At 64.0% G+C, this 21,991-nt stretch carries 19 protein-coding genes; 7 read left to right on the top strand and 12 right to left on the bottom strand.

Features of this window, described 5'->3' with window-relative positions:
• The first annotated feature begins 3 nt into the window (after nucleotides 1-3).
• The 4 genes from L2Y94_RS07600 (at nucleotide 4) to kynU (ending at nucleotide 5,106) form a co-directional block, all read left to right on the top strand.
• The gene (locus L2Y94_RS07600; protein WP_247375165.1) at nucleotides 4-2,076 is read left to right on the top strand and encodes an FUSC family protein; all 2,073 of its coding nucleotides are present in this window, start codon (nucleotides 4-6) and stop codon (nucleotides 2,074-2,076) included.
• 141 nt (nucleotides 2,077-2,217) lie between these two features.
• The gene (locus L2Y94_RS07595; RefSeq protein ID WP_247374114.1) at nucleotides 2,218-3,243 is read left to right on the top strand and encodes an amidohydrolase family protein; all 1,026 of its coding nucleotides are present in this window, start codon (nucleotides 2,218-2,220) and stop codon (nucleotides 3,241-3,243) included.
• Between the two features lie 83 nt (nucleotides 3,244-3,326).
• Nucleotides 3,327-3,818: a hypothetical protein gene (locus tag L2Y94_RS07590; protein ID WP_247374113.1), complete on the top strand. Its 492-nt coding sequence runs from the start codon at nucleotides 3,327-3,329 to the stop codon at nucleotides 3,816-3,818.
• Nucleotides 3,819-3,822: 4 nt separating this feature from the next.
• Nucleotides 3,823-5,106 (top strand): kynureninase, encoded by a 1,284-nt coding sequence (kynU, locus tag L2Y94_RS07585; protein WP_247374112.1) that lies wholly within the window; start codon nucleotides 3,823-3,825, stop codon nucleotides 5,104-5,106.
• 186 nt (nucleotides 5,107-5,292) lie between these two features.
• On the opposite strand, the gene L2Y94_RS07580 is transcribed toward kynU, so the two are convergent.
• The 5 genes from L2Y94_RS07580 to L2Y94_RS07565 all read right to left on the bottom strand — a co-directional run bounded on the left by L2Y94_RS07580 (nucleotide 5,293) and on the right by L2Y94_RS07565 (nucleotide 9,998).
• Nucleotides 5,293-7,050 carry an ABC transporter ATP-binding protein gene (locus L2Y94_RS07580; protein ID WP_247374111.1) on the bottom strand — a complete coding sequence of 586 codons (1,758 nt, stop codon included), beginning with the start codon at nucleotides 7,048-7,050 and terminating at the stop codon, nucleotides 5,293-5,295.
• A 31-nt stretch (nucleotides 7,051-7,081) separates the two neighbouring features.
• Complete coding sequence (locus tag L2Y94_RS07575) at nucleotides 7,082-7,867, bottom strand: hypothetical protein (RefSeq protein WP_247374110.1); 786 nt, start codon at nucleotides 7,865-7,867, stop codon at nucleotides 7,082-7,084.
• 2 nt (nucleotides 7,868-7,869) lie between these two features.
• Complete coding sequence (locus tag L2Y94_RS07570) at nucleotides 7,870-8,751, bottom strand: HEAT repeat domain-containing protein (RefSeq protein ID WP_247374109.1); 882 nt, start codon at nucleotides 8,749-8,751, stop codon at nucleotides 7,870-7,872.
• A 66-nt stretch (nucleotides 8,752-8,817) separates the two neighbouring features.
• Nucleotides 8,818-8,946, bottom strand: coding sequence for a hypothetical protein (locus L2Y94_RS21245; protein WP_256452166.1), 129 nt, complete (start codon nucleotides 8,944-8,946; stop codon nucleotides 8,818-8,820).
• Nucleotides 8,947-9,728: 782 nt separating this feature from the next.
• The gene (locus tag L2Y94_RS07565) at nucleotides 9,729-9,998 is read right to left on the bottom strand and encodes a hypothetical protein (RefSeq protein WP_247374108.1); all 270 of its coding nucleotides are present in this window, start codon (nucleotides 9,996-9,998) and stop codon (nucleotides 9,729-9,731) included.
• 1,115 nt (nucleotides 9,999-11,113) lie between these two features.
• On the opposite strand from L2Y94_RS07565, the gene L2Y94_RS07560 reads away from it, so the two are divergent.
• Nucleotides 11,114-11,344 (top strand): hypothetical protein, encoded by a 231-nt coding sequence (locus L2Y94_RS07560; protein WP_247374107.1) that lies wholly within the window; start codon nucleotides 11,114-11,116, stop codon nucleotides 11,342-11,344.
• A gap of 523 nt (nucleotides 11,345-11,867) precedes the next feature.
• Here the strand turns inward: L2Y94_RS07560 and L2Y94_RS07555 are convergent.
• The 7 genes from L2Y94_RS07555 to L2Y94_RS07525 all read right to left on the bottom strand — a co-directional run bounded on the left by L2Y94_RS07555 (nucleotide 11,868) and on the right by L2Y94_RS07525 (nucleotide 19,953).
• Nucleotides 11,868-13,163: an argininosuccinate lyase gene (locus tag L2Y94_RS07555; protein WP_247374106.1), complete on the bottom strand. Its 1,296-nt coding sequence runs from the start codon at nucleotides 13,161-13,163 to the stop codon at nucleotides 11,868-11,870.
• A 2-nt stretch (nucleotides 13,164-13,165) separates the two neighbouring features.
• Nucleotides 13,166-14,128, bottom strand: coding sequence for an N-acetyl-gamma-glutamyl-phosphate reductase (gene argC, locus L2Y94_RS07550; protein WP_247374105.1), 963 nt, complete (start codon nucleotides 14,126-14,128; stop codon nucleotides 13,166-13,168).
• A gap of 5 nt (nucleotides 14,129-14,133) precedes the next feature.
• Nucleotides 14,134-15,450: an acetylglutamate kinase gene (locus L2Y94_RS07545; RefSeq protein WP_247374104.1), complete on the bottom strand. Its 1,317-nt coding sequence runs from the start codon at nucleotides 15,448-15,450 to the stop codon at nucleotides 14,134-14,136.
• Nucleotides 15,437-16,534, bottom strand: a complete 1,098-nt coding sequence (locus L2Y94_RS07540; RefSeq protein WP_247374103.1) for an acetylornithine deacetylase — start codon at nucleotides 16,532-16,534, stop codon at nucleotides 15,437-15,439. Before L2Y94_RS07540 ends, L2Y94_RS07545 begins: the two co-directional genes overlap by 14 nt.
• Nucleotides 16,535-16,541: 7 nt before the next feature.
• The gene (locus tag L2Y94_RS07535) at nucleotides 16,542-17,744 is read right to left on the bottom strand and encodes an argininosuccinate synthase (protein ID WP_247374101.1); all 1,203 of its coding nucleotides are present in this window, start codon (nucleotides 17,742-17,744) and stop codon (nucleotides 16,542-16,544) included.
• Nucleotides 17,745-17,784: 40 nt separating this feature from the next.
• Complete coding sequence (locus L2Y94_RS07530) at nucleotides 17,785-18,819, bottom strand: N-acetylornithine carbamoyltransferase (protein WP_247374099.1); 1,035 nt, start codon at nucleotides 18,817-18,819, stop codon at nucleotides 17,785-17,787.
• A 573-nt stretch (nucleotides 18,820-19,392) separates the two neighbouring features.
• Entirely contained in the window at nucleotides 19,393-19,953 is a 561-nt protein-coding gene (locus L2Y94_RS07525) for a glycine zipper 2TM domain-containing protein (protein ID WP_247374097.1), read from the bottom strand.
• 203 nt (nucleotides 19,954-20,156) lie between these two features.
• On the opposite strand from L2Y94_RS07525, the gene cysS reads away from it, so the two are divergent.
• Together cysS and L2Y94_RS07515 are read left to right on the top strand one after the other, a co-directional pair.
• Nucleotides 20,157-21,536: a cysteine--tRNA ligase gene (gene cysS, locus L2Y94_RS07520; protein WP_247374096.1), complete on the top strand. Its 1,380-nt coding sequence runs from the start codon at nucleotides 20,157-20,159 to the stop codon at nucleotides 21,534-21,536.
• A complete protein-coding gene (locus L2Y94_RS07515) occupies nucleotides 21,533-21,967 on the top strand; it encodes a SufE family protein (protein WP_247374095.1) in 435 nt (144 codons plus the stop codon). Before cysS ends, L2Y94_RS07515 begins: the two co-directional genes overlap by 4 nt.
• Nucleotides 21,968-21,991: the final 24 nt, after the last annotated feature.

The raw sequence follows: 21,991 nt of genomic DNA, 5'->3' as shown, positions 1-21,991 counted from the left end.
CCGATCATGAGCAACGGCTACTCGCTCCGCGCCAGCGTCATCGACACGCTGATCCGGACGAAGCGTCCCGACGTACCCATGCGCGTCGCCCTGCGCAACACGGCCGCCGTGGTACTCCCCCTGGCGATCGGCATCTACGCCGGTCATCCGCAGGTGGGCATCGGCATCGCCGCCGGCGCGCTCGACACGATGTTCTCGGACCAGCCCGGCCCGTACCAGCAACGCCTCATCCGCCTCTTCCTCGCGGCGCTCGCGGCTGGCGCCGCGTCGCTGGTGGGATTCCTCATCGGCGATCTCATCCTACCGATGAGCCTAGCGTGCATCGCCTGCGGTTTCTTCGGCGGCCTGCTCGTGGTGTTCGGCCCGGACATCGCCCGCGTGGGCATGACCAGCATGCTGCTGCTCGTGATCACGGCGGCCACGCCGACCGACTTCGCGCATGCGCTGTCCGGCGGCCTGCTGATCTTCGCCGGCGGCATGTTGCTGGCGATGTTTTCCATCGCCGCGTGGCCCCTGCAACGCTACCGACCCGAGCGCACCGCGCTCGCCGCGGTGTATCGCGGCCTCGCCGACCTGGCCCGCAAGCCGCAGAAGGATGGCGAGGCGCCCGGCCTGAGCGACGCCATGAACGTGCTGCAGGACACCCTGCTCGGCCGCCACCACGCGCACGGCCGCGCGATGGAAGCGTTTCGCGTGCTGCTGGAGTTGGCCGAACGCATCCGCCTCGAACTCATCGCCATGGCCGAGCTGGAAACGCGCCGCGACGGCATGGGCGAGATGTTCCGCAACGACGCCGCCCGCGTGCTCACGGCGGTGGCCGAAGCGATCGATGCCGCCGAACCGCCGCAACGCGCGGAACGGGCACTGGCCACCTTGCAGGCCAGCGAGCGTGCCCTGCTCGCGGGCGTCACCGGCATGGGGCTCACCGCGCACATCCAGGCCCTGTCGGGCCAGCTCGCCGCCGTCGTCCGCAACGCCAACTGGGCCGGCAGCCGCGGCGAGGAACGCGCGCAGCGCGCCGAGACGGCGCTACCGGAAACCTTGCGCAGCGCCTCGGCGCTGGCCACTCTCCGCGCCAACATCACCCCCGGTTCGGTCGCCTTCCGCCACGCGGTGCGCTGCGCCGTGGTGCTCACGCTGGCCTTCGTGCTGTCGCGTCATTTCGACCTGCCCCACGGCTACTGGCTGCCGATGACGGCGGCCATCGTCTTGCGCCCCGACTTCGCCGCCACCTTCAACTTCGGCCTGCTGCGCGTGGTCGGCACCGTGCTGGGCCTGGTGCTGACCACCCTCCTGCTGCGCCTCACGCCCGACGCCGCCTGGGCGCACATCTTCCTGATGGGCGTGCTCTGCGTGGCGTTCCGCTACCTCGCCGGTGCGCATTACGGCATCGCGGTGACGGCACTCACGGGCACCGTGGTGGTGTTGCTTTCCTTCGAGGGTGTCGATTCCAACGCGGCCATGTTCGATCGCGTGCTCAACACCGCGCTGGGCAGCGGATTGGCCTTGATCGCCTACGTGCTGTGGCCATCGTGGGAACGCCACCGCGCGCGCAGCGCCTTGTCCGACATGCTCGGCGCCTACGCCGATTACCTCGACGCGCTGGCCGGTCCCGCCGACCGTGGGCGGCGCCACGAGGTACGCATGGCCACGCGCACGGCGCGCACCAATGCCCTGGCGTCGGTCGAGCGCATGCGCGCCGAGCCCGGCACGCCCGCCGTGCTGCAGGAGCTGGCCGAAACGCTCTACGCCAACGGCAACCGCGTGGCACGTACCGCGATGACGCTGGAAGCCCTGATCGACGCCGGGGAGGTGCCTGCCGAATGGAGCCACGTGGGGCCGTTCATCCGCGAAGCCTCGAACGAACTGCGCCGCCAGGCCGAAGCCCTGACCCGGGCCGAGGGCGTCGCCGTTCCGCCGACCCTGCGCGAACACCAGCGTGCGCTGTTCGAGGCGCTGTCGCGGGTGAAAGATCGCGAACTGGCCGAGGCCGTGGGGCGGCTGACCGACCGGCTGACCGACAACGTCGACACCATCGCGCACGTGGTGACCCGGCGGAGCGTCGCCCCGGCCTGACGCCCTTTTCGCCGATACGATCGGCTCCCACCCTTCGGTAGCAACGCTCCTACCGAAGGGTGGGAGCCGATCGCATCGGCGAACGCACGATTGCTGCAGCGCCAGAGGCATCGAAAGACCTGCGGCCCTACACTCGGCCCCATGCTCAAGATCGACACCCACGCGCACATCCTGCCCCGCGACTGGCCCGATCTGGCGGCCCGCCACGGCGATCCGCGCTTCCCGGTGATGACCCACACCGACGGTCGCCATCGCATCTACAAAGACGGCAAATTCTTCCGCGAAGTCTGGGAGTCGGCGTTCGACCCGGTGCTTCGCACGGCCGACTACGCCCGCTTCGGCGTGGGCGTGCAGGTGATTTCCACCGTGCCGGTGATGTTCTCGTACTGGGCCAAGGGCCATCACGCGCTGGAACTGCACACCCATCTCAACGACGACATGGCCGATATCTGCGAGGCGCACCCGCGCCACTATGCGGGCATCGGCACCGTGCCCCTGCAGGCCCCCGATCTCGCCATCCGCGAGATGGAACGCTGCATCGGCGAACTGGGCCTGCAAGGCGTGCAGATCGGCTCGCACTGCAACGCGTGGAACCTCGATGCCCCCGAACTGTTCCCCTTCTTCGAGGCGGCCGCCGACCTCGGCGCGGCGGTGCTCGTGCACCCCTGGGACATGATGGGCGCCGAAAGCATGCCCAAGTACTGGCTGCCCTGGCTCGTCGGCATGCCGGCCGAACAGTCGCGGGCGGCCTGCGCGCTCATCTTCGGCGGCGTGCTCGAACGCCTGCCCGCGCTGAAGGTGATGCTCGCCCATGGCGGCGGCAGCTTTCCCTATTCCATCGGCCGCATCGAGCACGGCTTCCGGATGCGACCGGACATCGTCGCCACCGACAACGCACGCAATCCCCGGGAGTATTTCTCCCGGCTCTACTTCGACTCGTGCGTGCACGACGACGAGGCCCTCCGTTATCTGCTCGCCACCGTCGGCAGCGACCGCGTGATGTTGGGCACGGATTATCCCTTCCCCCTCGGCGAGCAGGAGCCGGGCAGTGGTATCGACGCCCTCGGGCTGGACGACGCCACGCGGGCGCGCCTGTTCCACGGCACCGCGCTGGAATGGCTGGGCGTGCCGATGACGAGGTTCCAGCCCGTCACCGCCGTGGCGTGACGGGGCGCACACCCGCGCCCCCGGCGCCGCACCGGGCTTGTGACAGAATGCGCGGATCAGTCCGTTCCGGGGGAATACCTGAAGTGAAACGCCTGCTGCCCTTCTTCGCGCTCGCGCTGGCCGGCACGTCCGCCATCGCCGGCGACGTGTCCATGGCCGGCGGCGACGTCCGCTTCCACGTCCCCGACGCCTGGGTGTCCATCATGCAGTCGGATGGCGACACCGAATCGCAGGTTTTCCAGGTGCCGGGGTCCAGTGCTGCCGACGCCACGCTCGCGCGCGTATCGATCACCTTGCAGAAGGCGCCGAGCCTCCTGGTCTTCCAGCAGTTCGACAAGGACTACCGCGACCGCGCCAGCCACCTGACCGAATACAAGCCCGGCAAGGCGAAGATGCCCACCGAGCACGTCTATTCGGCGAAGGAAGGCACGGTCCGCCTCGAATACTACGAACGCTATTTCTACGCGAACGGCTACGCCATCCAGTTGCGTTGCATCCGTCCTTCCGGCGACGCGAAGTTCAGCGCCACCTTCGACAAGGGCTGCGCCGACGTCGCCGCCAGCATGCCATCCTGAGCCCATGAACGATTTCCAGTCCACGCGCGCCTGGGCCGACGCCCAGGACGCCGCCGATCCCCTACGCACCTTCCGCGACGAATTCCACATCCCCACGCACGACGGGCGCGACACCCTCTACTTCTGCGGCAACTCGCTGGGCCTGCAACCGAAGGGCGTGGCCGCGGCCTTGCAGGCGGAACTCGAAGACTGGTCGACGCTCGCCGTCGAGGCCCATTTCCGCGGTCGTTCGCCGTGGATGCACTACCACGAGTACGTGCGCGACACGATGGCCGAGGTGGTCGGCGCGCAGCCGCACGAAGTGGTCGCGATGAATTCCCTCGGCGTGAACCTGCACCTGATGATGGTGAGCTTCTACCGGCCGACGGCGGAACGTCCCGCCATCCTGATGGAGGCCGGGGCGTTTCCCACCGACCGCTACGCGCTGGAATCGCAGGTGCGTTTCCATGGCTTCGATCCGGCCCGCGACCTGATCGAGCTTCAGCCCGACGGCCCCGGCGGCACGCTGTCGATGCAGGCCATCGAGCGCGCCATCGCCGAGCATGGTCATCGCGTGGCGCTGATCCTGTTGCCTGGCGTGCAGTACCGCACGGGCCAGGTGTTCGACCTCGCTCGCATCGTGGCACTCGGTCATGCCGCCGGCTGCGTCGTCGGATTCGATCTCGCCCACGCCGTGGGCAACCTGCCGCTGACCCTGCACGACGACGGCCCCGACTTCGCCGTGTGGTGCACCTACAAATACCTCAACGCCGGTCCGGGTGCGGTGGCGGGCGCCTTCGTGCACGAGCGCCACGCGCACGCCGACGTACCGCGCTTCGCGGGCTGGTGGGGCCACGACAAGGCCACGCGTTTCCAGATGGGTCCCACCTTCGTGCCCACGCCCGGCGCTGACGGCTGGCAGCTCTCCAACCCGCCGATCATGGCCCTCGCCCCGCTGCGAGCTTCCCTCGACGTCTTCCGGCGCGCGGGCATGCCCGTGCTGTCGACGAAGAGCCGCCGCCTCACCGCTTACCTCGATTGGCTCATCCGCACGCGCCTGGACGACGTGCTCGACATCGTCACGCCGAACGATCCCGCGCAGCGCGGCGCGCAGTTGTCGGTTCGCGTGCGTGCGGGGCGTGACGCGGGGCGTGATCTGTTCGCGTACCTGGAACGCCATGGCGTCATCGGCGACTGGCGCGAGCCCGACGTGATCCGGCTTTCTCCGACGCCGTTGTACAACCGCTATGCCGATTGTATCGGTGTCGTGGAAGCGATCGAGGCGTGGCGAATGCACACGCAAACCTGATTCGCCCCGCCCGCACCGCTGCGACGTGAGGACACAGGTAGCACGACGTGACCCGGAAACGTCACATCGGTCCGGGCCAGTGCCACCAGGATGCTGCAGGCTTGGTAATCGCCAACGCGCTATCTGCACGAAGTTCCCAACCGCGCGTCGCGAACTGCACATAGCAGACTCCATACTTTAGCGAATTCAGGCTAACGACGAGCTTTCTCGAAACAATCTCGAGTAGGCCCCCTCACGCGTAACTAAGTCGGCATGCGTGCCATCTTCCACAATCATCCCGTCATTCAACACGACAATTCGATCGGCATGACGAATCGTCTTCAATCTGTGAGCGATGACGATACAAGTCCTACCCCTCATCAATCGCTGAAGCCCATCCGCAACAAGCCGTTCAGATTCAGGGTCGAGGGAACTAGTCACTTCATCAAGAAGCACTAAATCGCCCCTACGAAGAATGGCCCTGGCCACCAGTATTCGCTGCTTTTGCCCAGCCGAAAGATCGATACCTTCCGGCCCCAAAAGCGTATTCAATCCGGCAGGAAGGGAGGACACAAAATCCAGAGCATGTGCTTCTCCCAAAGCATTCAGAATATCTTCATCCGACGAAGCACGTAGACTGCCTAAGGCGACATTCTCTCTGATCGTTCCCGTAAAAAGCGCCCCGCCTTGCCCTACCCAAGAGATCGACTCCATAAGGGACTCGGTCCTATAAGCCGACATCGGGCGGCCCGCTATGAACACGTCCCCGGACGTCGGCTGACGAAATCCCGCGACCAGGGCGAGTATCGTCGACTTTCCGCTACCTGAAGCACCGACCAGCGCTGTCACCTCCCCCTTTCTAAAGACAAGGTCGAGATTTCGAAGTACCACTTCGCCATCCGGATAAGCAAAGCACACGCGCTTCAACTGCACATCATGTGCCCCAACTTCCAGTCGAACATCCCCATGCCTCGGCGGACTGAAATCGATAATCACGCGAAGCTCGGCTGCTGCAGCCAAACCTTTCTGAATCCCAGAATGCACGTTGGCGAGACGACGAAGTGAAGGCACCACGATGCCCATCGCAGTAACAATCGCAAAGAACTCCCCTGCGCTGATACGCTCTTCAACCGGAATATCTCGTCCAGACGCCAGCAAGATGACGATAGCCAGGGCTACGCCGCCGACTAGTTGCACCAACGCACTCGCTCCCGAAGCCGTACGCGAAAGCTTGATCCCCAGATCTGACAAGCGATTGGAGATACCGATGAAACGCTCACGCAGGTCTGCCTTTGCGAGGTAGACGCAAATGTCCCTCGCCCCGATAGAGCTTTCCAGTACCGAAGAGTCAAGCTCGCCCAGCACACTCTGCACCTCGGCGCTTCCGCGCCTGGTGAACTTCCCGCTAACCAAAATAACGCCACCCAATATGGGAATCAGAGCCAACGTAACCATCGCAAAGACCACGTTCGTATAAAGCATGAAGCCGATGCCAAATATCGCCGTAAGTCCATCCAGAACAGCCACCTTGATCGCCTCGGTGACAGAAAATGCTACCTGTTCCACTGTGTAGCCTGCCCTCGACACCCGATCGCCAACGGGATCTCTCGAATCCACTTCTTCAGTCCGGTCGAGGTAAGCATCAAACAGCGCAACCCGAACGTCACGTACGGTCATACGACCTAAGCGACTCATGCCAACGTCAGCGACGTAGCCGGCCAGCGACCTAACTGCCAATATGGAAAGCACGCAAAATGCGATGTACTGAGCGCTAACCTTCGGAGCGATCGCAAATGCGTCATCGATCATTGGCTGGATAGTCTTGGCGAATCCCGTCGCACAACAGGCGTCAACCACCATGGCTAAAAGAGCGATTACACCCGTAGGCCAGTACTTGAGTGCGAAGCCAGCAACCCATCGATAAAGCCCCGTATCTCCAAGCGTCGCAGTCAATCTCACGTCCATGCGATCCTATCCATAACAATCCATTCAGAACTTAATGATTCAGGTGAGCAACCAACTTTGCGGCGGCTTCGCGCGTTCTAACGCATGGAAAACTCGATGAGATGGAGGCCAATGACTCCAATGAACGGGTGGACCCGATGAATTTACCGAGACTTATCACTGAAAGGCGTTTGGCAACCACATTCTCGACCATCCCGACAACCATCTCTCTTGATGGATCAAAGTAGTATTGGTCCAAGAACGGCAGATCATCGCCGCTCAAAATGAGATTGATCGATGCAGATGGACTAGAAGGCGGAATCTGCGCATGCACATCGACACCCTTTCGATATAGAACCACCTTGCCGGGTGAAAGCTGTTGCTCGCCCAAATGAACTAGATCGACACTATCTCCCACGTTGCACATAGCTCCGCCACCGACCCTTTCATAGACATCCGTCTTATACCCGGGACCGTAAAGGTTGACAGTGGCGAAAGAAAAGTTGTGATCATGATATGCATGATACGAAAGTGCTTTTTCCTCGCCCTCACTGACAACGACCGAAGGCCACAAGTTAGCTCGAACCGTAAACGGACCAAACCTATCCAGAATGCAACTTTGTGCGGAATACATGGAAAACTCGGGAGAGCGCCAGCCAGCAAGGTCCGCAGCAATTTTTCTGACCATCAATTGTTTATCGCTAGCCAGTGCCGCCAGGTCGCGTGCTATCGCGGAAAGAGACTCCGGCTCCGAAGGATCAACCTTCGATATTACCCTTGATCGAAATTCGGCGAGCGAAATCGGATCCTGCACCTCGACATCAACTTCAACCGTCATATTCAACCCCCAATAGCATTCAACGTAGACAAAGATGCATTACGAATATACGGATGTCGATCATTAAGACATCGTCTAAGCGCAGCGACTCCAGAATCCCTATCCAAAGCGCATGCACACTTCACCGCCATCCACCTTACATTGAAATCCCGGTGATCCAGTAAGCCCAGGACTTCCCCGAGAGCTTCTACGTATTTGAATCTCGAAATCTCTTCGAGCATTGAACGGATGATCACTGCCTCTCTAGAAACCAAGACTGCTCCCACCGGCTCACCCGTTTCACGATCGAACTCCCACCGTTGAGATACTGATGCCCGCATCTCCAGTTCAATGATGCAGCACTTACCTGCGTGCGGCGTCGAAATCTCCAGCGTTTCATAAGGAGCATGTACGTCGATTCGGCGCCAAGGCTCAAAGTCCTCACTCCCGAGGTTCTCGAGACGAATGGCTGGATCAAAAATATCAAGATCAATATTACTCGGCAGACGAAAGCGGTTGAATGTTATTGGCCCATCGCTCACGACCGAGAGAACGGATGGAGACGCCATGCTAGAGACTATCGAGCGAGCGGACGAATCTGGACCATCCACGACGTTACGGCCCACCATTGGAAGCTTGGGTGATCTTACGGAAAAATGAAATTTGTCCGAATCACATACCGTGAATCCGTGAACATCCCAATCGGAACCGCCTTTGAAAGAAGCGTCCTCAAGCATCTTTCCTATAGCGGATTCAAAGAATACATCCCATATGTCCTGGCGAAGAAACTCGTCGAATTCGCCTACCGCACCCCAAAATGATGCGTAATCACTTAGGATGATCTGTTCGTCCAACGACCTGAGAAACCGCGCCAGCTTCGGCAAATTCGCCAATGCATAACTCATGTGCCTTATCACAATTTCACTCCTTGAAAAAAATGGGACCTCAGTAGAGGTCCCATTTTTGGATGGTCAGCTCCAACGCTGCACTTCCATGACCACTTCAATCCATACCGGCGGCCGGCTCATGCCCATTTCGAAAACCTGTCCTACAATTCCTGCCTGATAGGGCATATCTGGGACAACAATTTCTTTATCCATATCTACCTCACTGAACTCTATGCCGTTATCGGCTTCGCCATTTTACGTGCAGCCCGAACAGATGCTGAGTGGCATGATCGATCATGAACTGTAAGTCTTATCCGAAATTCAACTCCTACATGGACTGTCATATCAGCTAAGCCACATCGGCTGGTCAGGCATAGCCGTCAACGCATACATCTACACCGCGCCGCTCGCCTCCATTCTGTCCTGAGCTTCCGTTGCGGAGCATCGGGGTTTCTTGCGTTCGTCCATCACGTAGTCCTTGAGAAAAAAGCGCACCCTACCTGGTCATCCGCGCACCCCCTACCCGCCATTCCTGCAGAGGCGGGAATCCTGCGTCTTGCACCTCACGCCACTGACGGGTGGAAGTCGCTGGGTCCCTGCCTTTGCAGGGGCGACGTGTGGGATGGTTGGCTCACGGTTTAAGCGGGTACTGTCGAGCGCGGCACGCTCTTTCGTCGTCGTTTGAAGCCGGGGCACCGAGGCGAGGCGCCCGCCCTCGTCGCTAAGTCCTCGTCCGCCTTCGCTCTCTCCGGAAGCACTCCGAGGACAGCAGCCGACCGCTCCTTCCGATCACTGAGGCGCCTTGTCCGGTAGCGCCGCCTTACTCACCACCTACCCCTCACGTCGTCCCTGCGAAAGCAGGGACCCAGCGCCTTGCGTCCGGGTAAGCGACAACGCCACATCGGCTCGCCCACACGTTGCAGCCAATGGGATAGCCACGACAGATGAGCCACATAAGCCCATAGCCTCGTTCCACGTCGATGGGATCGGGTCGCCTATACCTTGTCCCACTGCATGCGCGCATGAGCCTGCATCGCGCAGTGCATGCCCATGTCGGTCAGCACGCCAACCGCGCCCATGGCGAGCATCAAGCGACGACGATCGAGGATCTCCGAGTCACCGACCATCTCGCTCAGCAGTTCAGTGAGACCCTTGGCGTACTGCAACCACTCGGTCGCGTCGTTGAGCAGTTCGTCGGTTGTGGCGTCGGGCACGAGGCCATAGCTTCCGTTGCCGAGCATCCAGGGCTCTTTGCGTTCATCCATTGCGTACTCCTTGAGAAAAAAGGGTGTCTTACCCAGTCGTCTGCACGCCCTCCTACCCGTCATTCCTGCGAAGGCAGGAATCCAGTGTCTTGCGCCTCACGCCATCAACGAGCGAGAGACGCTGGGCTCCTGCCTTCGCAGGAGTGACGTGAGGGACGCTGCCGAGGTGCGGCACGCCGTGTCACGGGCGCGCCGCGGGCGGAGCCATCGCTCGAAGACGATGAGGCTCGACGGCCTGCCCGTGTCCGGGCGCCGGGCGTTGGGGTTGGGAAGTGGGGTGCGGCGTCAGCCGGATTCAGACCGAGCGCTGACGCGCCGGGTCGTACGGCTGAGAAAAGTCGCAGCAAACACGGCGGACGCCGCGGTTCGTCAACCGCGTCTGGCAGGTGGCCAGAGAGTCCGGTAACCGTCGAGGGTGCTGCCGCTGGGAAGCGGCGGGCGCTTGAATCGCGTACTATTTCGCATAGCCGAATCAACTTTAGTGGAGTTGGTTTGGTCAGCAGGGCAGACGGTGTTCCACCACCTCTGCCCTGCGCTCTTCACCGCTTCGAGCGATGGTTGCCTGCGACACCGTGTGAGTAGCAACGCGGGCAACGAGGGAACCCTATCAAATCGATGATGGGTTGTCTGTAGGCGTGGCGATGCGATGACGCGTCTTTGTTGCGGATGGTGTGCGCGGCGTGGCGGCTTGGCGGATGGCATCGCCGACGGAGTCAGCTCCCACACCAGGCTCGTTGACTCGCATGGCATGGGATCAGCCGCTGCGATAGCAAGCGTATCGCTAGCGACTATCGCGGACAGGGTCCGCTCCCACCCTTCGGTAGCGAGCTTTCTAACTTGGGCGAGAGTAAGCCGCCCTCTTTGGCCGGGATATCGGGAGCCTCTTCAACGAGACGCAGGCCTCTGCGGGCCAAGTTAGTTCGCGGAGAGCCTCAGGTTATGCCTGGAAAAGCTCACCGAAAAAAAGCGTTCGAGAGCATGATGGGTAGGTAATCAACCGATTCAGAAATACGCCAGACTTACGCGGCGATTTACAAAACGCTGAATGACGGAAATGATGCTCCGTGCCTAAATATGCGTGTTCACACGATGAACCGTATAAGAGGATAGAACGTATGCGCGAGTTGCGCACCACGGAAGCTTTGAAGATTCACGGCGGCCTGATGAAAGCCGAGTTCATTGAAAACACTTCATACAATAGATGCGTTGCCGGATTTACCGCGGCCGGAGCGCTGTTTGGAGCCGCCATAGGCGTGGGCTCGACCTGGGGTCTTGGAGGCCCCGCGGGCTTTGGTATCGGTACCACCGTAGGGACGGTCGCAGGCGCCTATTTTTGCGAGAGATAGCCGTGCCCATTCAGTTATGGCACGTTCTGCTAGCCACCGGGTCGCTCGCGTGCATCATCGCCAGAGACCGCGCGATCAAGACGGCAAGTATCACATTCGTCATCGCGCTTATTGCGATGATGTGGCTCGGATTGGTCGCCCCAGGGGGTTGGTGAAGTTCATTCGACGTGGCACGGGTTTTGGACGGACAGAGTCCGCCCCGTCCTTTGATGGCGATCATTCCAACGAGAGGCGGTGATCTGCTTTCGGTAGCTGCGATACCGCAAGCTCCCTTCGCCGATACGATCGGCTCCCACCCCTTCGGTAGGAAAGTCTTTCGCGGACGATGCTCGCTACCGAAGGGTGAAAGCTCCTTCGGCAAGAAAGCTTTCAGCAAGGGATTCCTGCGCAAGAAGCTTGCTATCGAAGGAGTAAGGGTCCGTTCGGCAGGAGGTCCGTGCAGGAAATCCCTCCGGTAGCAAACTTCCTACCGGATGGGTGGGAGCCGATCGTATCGGCGAATCGTGCGAAGCGATGAACCTGGTCAGCTGGCTACGGTGTGTAGCCGCTTGCGCAACACGTCAAGCATCAGGTCATGCCCGGCACCCGGCGACTTGCGCGCCGCGAGGCTGGATTCCGGCGAACGCCCCTCGCCCGCCGAAGCGGCCGTTTCCGCCGCGGCGCGATACGCGTCGCGGAACGGCACGCCCGCGACGGCCTGCTCGATGGCCACGTCGGTGGCGTACATCGCCGGTTCGATGGCGGCACGCATCTTCTCGGCCTTCCACTCGAAACGGGCGAGCATGTCGGGCAGCAGTTCCAGCGCACCCAGGCCCATGGAGAAGCCATGGAACAGCGAGCCCTTGGAGAACTGGAGGTCGCGCTGGTAGCCGGACGGCAGCGAAAGCAACTGCTCGATCTCGGTGCGCGCCGCCGCCACGCTGGCGTAGCTCGCTCGCAGCAGTTCCACCACGTCGGGATTGCGCTTGTTCGGCATGATCGACGAACCGGTGGTGTATTCCGCCGGCAGCTTCACGAAATCGAACTCGGCCGTGGTGAACAGCGAGAGGTCCCAGGCCAGGCGGCGCGTGTCGAGCAGGGCCGTGCCGACGGCATCCAGCGCGGCCATTTCGAACTTGCCGCGCGAGAGCTGCGCGTAGATCGGCGATACCTGCATGCGGCCGAACCCGAGCGCGGCCGTGGTATGGGCGCGATCGAGCGCCACGTTCACGCCGTAGCCGGCTGCGGTGCCGAGCGGATTGGCGTCGATCAGGGCGGACGCCTGGCGCGCGCGCAGCGTGTTGTCGATGAAGGCTTCGGCGAAGGCGGCGAACCACATGCCGGTGGACGACACCACCGCGCGCTGGATGTGCGTGTAACCGGGCATCGGCAGCGCCTCGCCCGCCGCGCGGTCGAGGCAGACCTCGGCGATGCGACGGCAGAGGGTTTCCAGCGTGGCGAGCTTTTCCTTCAGCCACAGTCGCGTGGCGACGAGAATCTGGTCGTTGCGGCTGCGCCCCGTATGCACGCGACGGCCCGCATCGCCGAGGCGCTCGGTGAGGCGCGCTTCGATCGCCGAATGACCGTCTTCGAAGCGATCGTCGAGCACGAAGGCGCCCGCACGAAAATCCTCGGCCAGCGCATCGAGTTCGCGCAACAACGCATCGCGTTCGTCGGCCGATACCACCCCGATGTTGGCGAGCCCTTCGACGTGCGCCTTGCTCGCCGTGATGTCGTGCAGGAAGAACTCGCGGTCGAGCACCACGTCGTTGCCGGCGAGGAAGCGCATGATGCGCGCGTCGACCTGCGTATCGGATTTCTGCCAGAGCGGCTGGGTCATCGTCAGTGTCCTTTCGCCCGGAGCGGGATGGCGGTGAGTTCGTCGAAGCCGAGCGAACGGTTCACGTTCTGCATGGCCTGCGTGGCGGCGCCCTTGAGCAGGTTGTCCAGCGTGGCGACCACGACCACGCGGCGGCCGTCGACCGACATCGCGAAGCCGCCGACCTCCAGGTGGTGCTCGTGCGCGATGCGGCTCACCCACGGTGCCTCGTCGACCACGTGGATCAGCTTTTCCTTCTCGAAGCGCGCTTCGAAGCGGCGGACGATGTCCTCACGCTTGTGCTGCTTGGCCAGGTAAAGATTCGTGGTGACGGTGAGGCCGCGGAAATGCGGCGCCACGTGCGGCATGAATTCCACCGGCATGCCGAGATGACGGCTGGCTTCCTTCTCGTGCATGTGTCCGGTGAGCGAATACGGCATGAGGTTGTCGCGCAGCTTGTCCGGGTCGTTGCGGTCGGAGGGCGTGGTGCCCGCGCCGGAATACCCCGAGACGCCGAACGAGACCGGCGGCGCGGCCAGCAGGTCCTTGATCGGCGCGATGGAGCACTGGATGGCCGTGGCGTAGCAGCCCGGGTTGCTCACCCGCTTCTCGCCACGCCAGCGGTCACGGTAAAGCTCGGGCAGGCCGTAGTACCAGCGCTCGTCGAAGCGATAGTCGGCCGAGAGGTCGACGATGACCGTGCCGGCGGAGACCTTGTCGATCGCCTCGACGTACGGCGCCGCCTTGCCGTTGGGCAGGGCGAGGATCACCACGTCCACGCCCTGCTCCGCCACGGCGGCCGGGTCGAGGTTCGTGTAGTGCAGGTCGCCCTTGTAGACGTCGTTGTGATCGGCGAGGCGCTGGCCTTCCAGCTCGCGCGAGGAAACGAAAGCCAGTTCCAGCGAGGGATGGTTGGCGATCAGGCGGATCAGTTCGGCGCCCGTGTGGCCGCGGGCGCCGACGATGCCGATGGTCTTGGTGGACATGGCGTTCAGTCCTTCAAGGTGGGAATGCGCGTGGCGCAGTGCGTGACGCAACGCTCGATGTCGGCGAAGTTGTCCAGGCCATACCAGTACACCTTCCAGCGGGCCTGCTTGAAGCAGCCGTCGGACTCCGCGTAGTAGAACTGGTTGATGACGTTGCCGTGGCGGGAACGCCAGAACAGTTTCGGGTTCTCGTCGCGCATCACCTGCCACACGGCGCGACCCAGGCCTTCGCCCTGCGCGTCGTCGAGTACGGCGAACTTGTCGAGATAGGCGAAGCCTTCTTCCATGGTGAGCACCATGGCGGCCCGATAGTTTTCCGAGACGTAGAGGCGGTAGAGCTTCGTACGCTCGAAATAATCCGGCACCAGGGTGCGGCCGAAGCTCGATTCGATGAGCTCGCGCATGCGGTCGAGGTCGACACCGTCCCACGATTCGTAGCGAAGCACGCGCTCGCCCTTGCGCACGAGCGTGCCGGAACCCTTGTGCGTGAACAGTTCCTTCGCCAGTTCCGAGGGGCGCGTGATCGACACCGACGAGGTCAGCGGCAGGTCGTCCAGCAGATCCTTGATCTGCTCGATCTTCAGGCGCATGCCCGAATGCAGCCACGGCTGCGACAGCAGCTGGTCGTACTCGGTGGAGAGGTTGATCGAGTCGATCACCTTGCCGTCGCCGTCGAGCAGGCCGCCCGTGCCGGTGAGGAAGACGATCTTGTACGGCTGCAACACCCGCACCAGCTCGTTCGCGGCGAAGTCGGCGTTGATGTTGAGAATCTGGCCGGCATCCGTCTCGCCCAGGCTGGCGATGACCGGGATCGATCCCGCGCGCAGGCTGGCCTCGATCGGCGCGAGGTTGATTTCTCGCACCTTGCCGACCAGGCCGAGCGCGTCCTGGTCGAGGAAGTCGGCGGCGAACACGCCCGACGGCACCGAGGTGGCGCGCGTGCCCACTTCCTGCAAGGCCTCGACCAGGCGCAGGTTCTGCGCCTGGAACACCTTGCGCACGATCGCGAGCGCCTCGGGCGAGGTCACGCGCAGGCCGTTGACGGTTTTCTTTTCGATGCCCGCCGCCGACAGTTCTTCGTCCAGCTGCGGGCCCGCGCCGTGCAGCACGATGGGCGTGAGGCCCACCTGCTGCAGGAACGACAGCGACGACGTGAGATCGGGCAGCTCGTCGCGCAGCACCGCGCCGCCGACCTTCACCACGGCGAACCGCGCCGCGTCCAGTTGCGAGAAGCGCTTGAGGTACTGCTGGATTTCGCGCGCGCTGCCCATGGCGGAGAGCAGGCGCACGATGGTCTTGCGGGTGTGCTTATTGGTGTCCACTGACGATCCGATGGATGGTCCGGGCGTAGTGCCCGAGTTGTTCGAGGGCGACCCACTCGTCGGCGGTGTGCGCCTGGGCGATGTCGCCGGGGCCATAGACGAAGGACGTGTAGCCGGCCATGGAGAACAGTGCGGCTTCGGTCCAGAAGTCCACCGCGTTGCCGACCGGGATGCCGAGTTCGTCGGCGAGGTCGCGCGCCGCGAGGCGGCGCGATTCGGCGGTGGCGGTGTCGCCCGCCGGCAGCGAATCGCCACGGAAGGTTTCGCCGTATTCGACGGGGTGCGGTTCGACCAGCGTGCGGAAGGTTTCCAGCAGCGCGTTGGCGTCCATCGACGGCAGCGGACGGAAGCCGAAGCGCACGTCGGCCGTGGGCGCGATCATGTTGGCCTTGATACCGCCTTCGACCTTGCCGACGTTGAAACGCAGGCCGGTCAGGCCGCCGAAGCGCTCGTGGGACAGCGCATTGACGTGGTCCAGCGCCGCGGCGCCCCAGCGGATCGCCTGGTGCAGCGCGCTGTCGGAAGGCTTCTGGTCGCCCGAGGCGTGCCCGGCGCGGCCGAGGAAACGCATCTGCACCGAATGGATGCCGCGATGGGCCAGCACCGCCTCGCCCTTGGTGGGCTCGGCGACGATGATCGCCTCGTAGTCGCGCGGCATCTTGAGGAAGCCGTCGATGCAGCGCGCATCGTTGGCTTCCTCGTCGGTGGAGAGCAGCAGGGCCATGTCGCCCTCGGTGACGTTCGCCACCGCCACCAGCGCGGCGGCGGCGCCCTTGATGTCGCAGGCGCCGAGGCCGACGGCGCGCTCGCCGTCGACGCGCAGCTCGAACGGGCTCGCCGTCCAGTGCGGGGAATCGGGCACCGTGTCCAGGTGCACGTTGAACAGGTGCTTCGGCGTGCCACGCACCGCGTAGAGGTTGACGGCACCGGCACCGAAGTCGGTCACCTCCACGTGGAACCCCGGGAGGTTCTCGCGCAGGTAATCGAAGATGCCGCCGGTGCCGATGGTTCGGGGCGGGTTGCGCGTGTCGTACGAGACGAGCGCGCGCAGGTGCTTGAGGGTGTCTTCGAGGAGTGTGTCCATGGGCTGATCAGTTCCCGTTGGCGCGGTCGACTTCCGCCCATAGCGTGGAGCTCATGCCGTAGAGCTTGATGAAGCCCTCGGCCTCGGCCACGCCCCAGTCGGCGGCCTGGGCGTAGGTGGCCTTGGCCGATTGCAGGATGTGCTTGGATTCCACCTTCACCGCATAGACGGTGCCGCCGCGCGTTTCGACGATGACCTTGCCATCGACCTTGCGCTGGGTGGAGACGAGGAAGGCCTCGAGGTCGGCCTTGATGGGATCGTTGAAGAAGCCCTCGTAGGCCACCTCGGTCCACTTGCGGCCGATCTCGGGCTTGAAGCGGTTCTGCTGCTTGGACAGCACGGTTTCTTCCAGCGCACGGTGCGCGGTGAGCAGCGCGGTGAGCGCGGGCGCTTCGAACACGATGCGGCCCTTCAGGCCGATGTTGGTGTCGCCCGTGTACAGGCTGCGGCCCACGCCGTACTTCGCCAGCTCACGGTTGAGGAAGCCGAGGATCTCCGGACCCGAGGCGGGCTTGCCGTTGAGCGAGGTGGCCACGCCCTTCTCGAAGCCCAGCTCGATGCGCAGCGGTTCGGACGGCCATTCGGCGCGCGGCGCGCACCAGCCCACGGCGCCCTCGCCCGGGATTTCCCACGCGTCGATCTCGCCGCCGGAGATGGTCACGCCCAGCACGTTCTCGTTGATGGTGTAGTGCTTGGTCTTGGCGCGCACCTCGAAACCCTTCTCCTCGAGGTACTTCTGCTCATAGGCGCGCACCTGGGTGTGCTCGCGCTGGATCTCGCGGATCGGCGCCACGATGGTGTAGTCGCCCAGCGCCTTCACGGTGAGGTCGAAACGCACCTGGTCGTTGCCCATGCCCGTGCAGCCGTGGGCGAAGAATTTCGTGCCCAGTTCGTCGCAACGCTCCAGCGAGGCCTTCACGATGAGGTAGCGGTCGGAGACCAGCAGCGGATACTGACCCTGGTAGAACTCGCCCGCCCAGATCAACGGGGTGACGAAGCTGTCCCAGATCGCCTGCGCGGCGTCCACGGTGCGGTGCGAAGCGGCGCCGAGTTCCTGCGCGCGCTGCTCGATGTATTCGCGCTCTTCGGCGGATACGCCGCCGGTGTCGACGAACACCGTGTGCACGGCGTAGCCGCGCTCCATCAGGTAGGGCACGCAGAAGCTGGTGTCGAGGCCGCCCGAGAAGGCGAGGACGATATCGTTGGACATGCTGGCTCCGGAAAGGTAAGGCGAAAAGGAAGGGTGTCGATCAGAAACCGAGGCCGGACTTGGCGCCGGAGGAATGCGAAACCAGCGAAGCCATCACCGCCTTCTGCACGTGCAGGCGGTTCTCGGCCTCGTCGATGGCGATGCAGGCGGGCGAATCCATCACCGCGTCGGTGGCCTTGATGTTCCGGCGCAACGGCAGGCAGTGGCTGAACAGGCCGTTGTCGGTGAGCGCCATCTTGGCCTCGTCGACGATGAAATGCTTGTTCGCATCACGGATGGCCTTTTCTTCGTCCCAGCGGCCGAAGTACGGGATGGCGCCCCAGCTCTTGGCATAGACGACATGCGCGCCGCGGTAGGCGGACTCGATGTCGTGCGACACCTGTAGCGAACCGCCGTTATCGCGCGCGTTCTGCCTGGCGAAGTCCATGTAGCGTTCGTCGAGCACGTATTCCGGCGTGGGGCACAGCAGGGTCACGTCCAGGCCCATCTTCGTCGCGATCAGCAGCGCCGAGTTGGCCACGGCGGTGTTCAGCGGCTTGGGGTGGTACGTCCAGGTGAGCACGTATTTCTTGTTCTGCAGATCGCCCAGGTGTTCCTTCAGCGCCAGCGCGTGGGCCAGTTCCTGGCACGGGTGGGTGATGGTTTCCAGGTTGATGACCGGCACCGTGGCGTAGCGGGCGAAGGCTTCCAATACCTTGTCCTGGCGATCCACCGACCAGTCGACGAATTTCGGGAAGGCGCGCACGCCGATCACGTCGACGTAGCGAGACAGCACCCGGGCCACCTCGGCGATGTGTTCCTCGGCCTCGCCGTCCATCACGGCGCCCACCTCGAACTCGATGGGCCAGGCGTCCTTGCCGGGCGACAGCACCACGGCATGGCCGCCGAGCTGGAACGCCCCCAGTTCGAAGCTGGTGCGCGTGCGCATCGAGGGGTTGAAGAACATCAGCGCGATGGACTTGCCGGCCATCTGCTGGCCCTGGGGCGAGCGCTTGAACTCGGCGGCCTGCTCGAGCAGGGCGTCGATCTCGGCGCGGCTGTAGTCCTGGGTGGAAAGGAAATGGCGGATGGTCATGGCGGTCCAGGGGTGGAAAGGGGAAACCGGAAACGAAAAAACCCGGCACGTGGCCGGGTTTTTTAGTCGAGACGAATGAAACGCGCGCGACAGCCTACCCGGCCGAGTGTCCGATGTACGGTCGACGAGCACGCGAGGTCATCCCCGCGGCCATACGGGCGCTGGTCAGGATGATCGCGGTGTAGACGGCGTGGGACACGTCGGGGCCTGGGTCAGGTGGAATCCCGATGATGCCGTGGATTGGTGCGTTGCGCAATGGGGCCGTGGATCCGATCCGAGCGGGTCATGGGTCCGAGCCAGGCTGAGACCCTTTCGACGAGGGGAGAGGCAACGGGCCGTCCGCCGCTTCGCGGGAATCTCGAACAGGGTTCGCTCCCACCCTCCGGTAGCCGACGTCCCTTCTCCGGTAGCCGGCTACCGGAGGGTGGGAGCGGACCCTGTCCGCGATGGGGAGCACCGCTCGCCATCACTGGCGAAGCCGTTGCCACGCATAGCGTCCAGCCGATGGGATCGACGGAAGCAAAAAGGCCGCGATGTCTCGCGGCCTTTCGACGAACACCGTGCCGGAAGGAATCAATCCGCCGGCGACACGCTCACCCGCACGCGCAGGCGCTCGCCCGGATCGTAGTTCAGGCGCGACACGTAGACCTCGCCGCGATAGCGGTATTCGACATCGTAACCCGCGATGCGACGTTGCTCGGACACCGTGCTCACGTCACGGCAGCGGGTTTCCGTGCCTTCGTAGGTACGGTCGTCGCTGCGCGAGACGTTGTTGCCGACCACGCCGCCGGCCAGCGCGCCGGCCACGGTGGCAGCCTTGCGACCATCACCCTTGCCCACGGTGTTGCCGAGAACGCCGCCGACCACGGCGCCGAGGATGGTGCCGGCCGTGCTGCTGCCGCCGGACTCACGGCGGACCACGGGTTGGTCGTAGCACTCCTGGCGTGGCGTTTCCACGCGCGACACGCCGTACACGGGATCGACGCGCAGGACGTCGGCCCAGCCGAAGTGGGTGTTGTCGTCCGGACCGGCGGCGCCCGGAGGCGGCCCCGGGGGGCCATAGCGGCCATCCTGCGCGAAGGCGCCGGTGGCGAAGACCGCGAGGAACAACGCGGGGATGAGCAGGCGAGCCATGAAGAAAGACCTCCAGCGAGGCGCCACAAAAGCGCCTACTGGCGCACATTCCAGCAAGTTCACGCTGAATCCACGCTTATAGGTTTCACACGCCGATTCCTCGTGGCGTGTCAACGGATTTCGCCCTCGCGCGTGCGCCAGTGAAGGCGCGGCCTTGCTACTATTTCAGGCCGGCCGCCCGCCGCGCCCGTCATGGACCCCCGATGCCGATCTCGCTCTACAACACCCTGTCACGCCGCATGGAGGCGTTCGTCCCCCTCGATCCCCAGCGGGTGACGATGTACGTCTGCGGGCCCACCGTCTACAACTACATCCATATCGGCAACGCACGGCCGCCGGTGGTGTTCGACGTGCTGGCGCGGCTGATCCGCCGCCATTTCCCCGGCCTCGTCTATGCGCGGAACATCACCGACGTGGACGACAAGATCAATGCCGCCGCGGCGACCGCCGGCGTGCCCATCGGACAGATCACCGAGCGTTTCGCCCAGGCCTACCGCGACGACATCGCCCGCCTGGGCGTCGCCCCGCCCGACGTGGAGCCCCACGCCACGGCGCACATTCCCCAGATCGTCGCCATGATCGAACGCCTGATCGCCGGCGGCCATGCCTACGAGGCCGAGGGGCACGTGCTGTTCCATGTGGATTCCTATTCCGACTATGGCGCGCTATCGGGCCGGGATCCCGACGAACTGATCGCCGGCGCCCGCGTGGAGGTCGCGCCTTACAAGAAGAGCCCCGGCGACTTCGTGCTGTGGAAGCCCTCCGACGCCACCCTGCCCGGCTGGGACAGCCCCTGGGGTCGGGGCCGGCCGGGCTGGCACATCGAGTGCTCGGCCATGAGCGAGGCCCACCTGGGCGACACCATCGACATCCACGCCGGCGGCGTCGACCTCACCTTCCCGCACCATGAGAACGAAATCGCCCAGAGCACCTGCGCCCACGGCGGCAAGGTGTTCGCCCGCTACTGGCTGCACAACGGCATGCTCACCTTCGAAGGAAGGAAAATGTCGAAGTCGTTGGGCAACGTGCTCCAGTTGCACGAACTGCTGAAAAAGCACCCGGGTGAGGCGCTGCGCCTGATGCTGCTGCGCGGCCACTACCGCCAGCCGCTGGACTGGTCCGATGCCGCCCTCACCCAGTCGGTGCGCACCCTCGACGGCTGGTATGGCGTGCTGCGCGACATGGCCGACGTCGACGCGGGCGAAATCGGGGTGCCGGAGGCCGTCGAGGCGGCGCTGTGCGACGATCTGAATACGCCCCAGGCCCTGGCCGAGATCTCCCAGCTCGCCGACGCCGCGCGCCGTGCCACCGGCACCGACCGTGCGGCGGCCAAGGCCGCCCTGCTCGGCGGCGGCGCCCTGCTGGGCCTGTTGCAGCAAGACCCCGAAGCCTGGTTCCGTGAGGGCAATCCGGGGGAAGCGATCGACGCGGCCGCCATCGAGGCGCTGCTCGACGAACGGCGCGCGGCACGCGCGGCGAAGGATTTCGCCCGCTCCGACGCGATCCGCGACCAATTGAAAGCCATGGGCATCGCCATCGAGGACGGCGCCCAGGGCACGCGCTGGAGCGTAGTGAAGGCATGACCCATCCGCAGGAACCCACCGCGGCGGAGGCCCAGGCGGCCATCGCCGAGGAGTTCGGCTTTTTCGGCGACTGGACCGAGCGTTACCAGTACCTGATCGACCTCGGTCGCCAGCTGCCGCCGTTCGCCGAGGCGAACAAGACCGAGGAGCACCGCGTGCACGGTTGCCAATCGATGGTATGGCTGGTGCCGTCGGGCGACGCCGCGCGGCTGCATTTCGAGGCGACCAGCGACTCGGCCATCGTATCGGGGCTCATCGCGCTGGTATTGCGCGTGTACTCCGATCGCTCCGCCCGGGAGATCGTCGACACCGAGCCGGCCTTCGTGCAGGAGATCGGGCTGGCCAAGCACCTGTCGCCCACCCGGTCCAACGGGCTGGCGGCGATGCTGGCGCGGATCAAGGCGTATGCGGCTGAGGTTATAGCCGGGTAGTCGCAAGCCCCATCGCGGACCGGG

The sequence above is a fragment of the Luteibacter aegosomatis genome (assembly GCF_023078455.1).
GTDB lineage: Bacteria > Pseudomonadota > Gammaproteobacteria > Xanthomonadales > Rhodanobacteraceae > Luteibacter > Luteibacter aegosomatis.
The sequence above is the reverse complement of the archived record's forward strand: the minus strand, read 5'-3'. Positions and strand labels throughout refer to the sequence as shown.

Excerpts from the sequence above, each read along its gene's own strand:
- L2Y94_RS07595 (WP_247374114.1), top strand. The coding sequence starts at position 2,218 with ATGCTCAAGATCGACACCCACGCGCACATCCTGCCCCGCGACTGGCCC.
- kynU (WP_247374112.1), top strand. The coding sequence starts at position 3,823 with ATGAACGATTTCCAGTCCACGCGCGCCTGGGCCGACGCCCAGGACGCC.
- L2Y94_RS07580 (WP_247374111.1), bottom strand. The coding sequence starts at position 7,050 with ATGGACGTGAGATTGACTGCGACGCTTGGAGATACGGGGCTTTATCGA.
- L2Y94_RS07575 (WP_247374110.1), bottom strand. The coding sequence starts at position 7,867 with ATGACGGTTGAAGTTGATGTCGAGGTGCAGGATCCGATTTCGCTCGCC.
- L2Y94_RS07570 (WP_247374109.1), bottom strand. The coding sequence starts at position 8,751 with ATGAGTTATGCATTGGCGAATTTGCCGAAGCTGGCGCGGTTTCTCAGG.
- L2Y94_RS21245 (WP_256452166.1), bottom strand. The coding sequence starts at position 8,946 with ATGGATAAAGAAATTGTTGTCCCAGATATGCCCTATCAGGCAGGAATT.
- L2Y94_RS07565 (WP_247374108.1), bottom strand. The coding sequence starts at position 9,998 with ATGGATGAACGCAAAGAGCCCTGGATGCTCGGCAACGGAAGCTATGGC.
- L2Y94_RS07560 (WP_247374107.1), top strand. The coding sequence starts at position 11,114 with ATGCGCGAGTTGCGCACCACGGAAGCTTTGAAGATTCACGGCGGCCTG.
- L2Y94_RS07555 (WP_247374106.1), bottom strand. The coding sequence starts at position 13,163 with ATGACCCAGCCGCTCTGGCAGAAATCCGATACGCAGGTCGACGCGCGC.
- argC (WP_247374105.1), bottom strand. The coding sequence starts at position 14,128 with ATGTCCACCAAGACCATCGGCATCGTCGGCGCCCGCGGCCACACGGGC.
- L2Y94_RS07540 (WP_247374103.1), bottom strand. The coding sequence starts at position 16,534 with ATGGACACACTCCTCGAAGACACCCTCAAGCACCTGCGCGCGCTCGTC.
- L2Y94_RS07535 (WP_247374101.1), bottom strand. The coding sequence starts at position 17,744 with ATGTCCAACGATATCGTCCTCGCCTTCTCGGGCGGCCTCGACACCAGC.
- L2Y94_RS07530 (WP_247374099.1), bottom strand. The coding sequence starts at position 18,819 with ATGACCATCCGCCATTTCCTTTCCACCCAGGACTACAGCCGCGCCGAG.
- L2Y94_RS07525 (WP_247374097.1), bottom strand. The coding sequence starts at position 19,953 with ATGGCTCGCCTGCTCATCCCCGCGTTGTTCCTCGCGGTCTTCGCCACC.
- cysS (WP_247374096.1), top strand. The coding sequence starts at position 20,157 with ATGCCGATCTCGCTCTACAACACCCTGTCACGCCGCATGGAGGCGTTC.
- L2Y94_RS07515 (WP_247374095.1), top strand. The coding sequence starts at position 21,533 with ATGACCCATCCGCAGGAACCCACCGCGGCGGAGGCCCAGGCGGCCATC.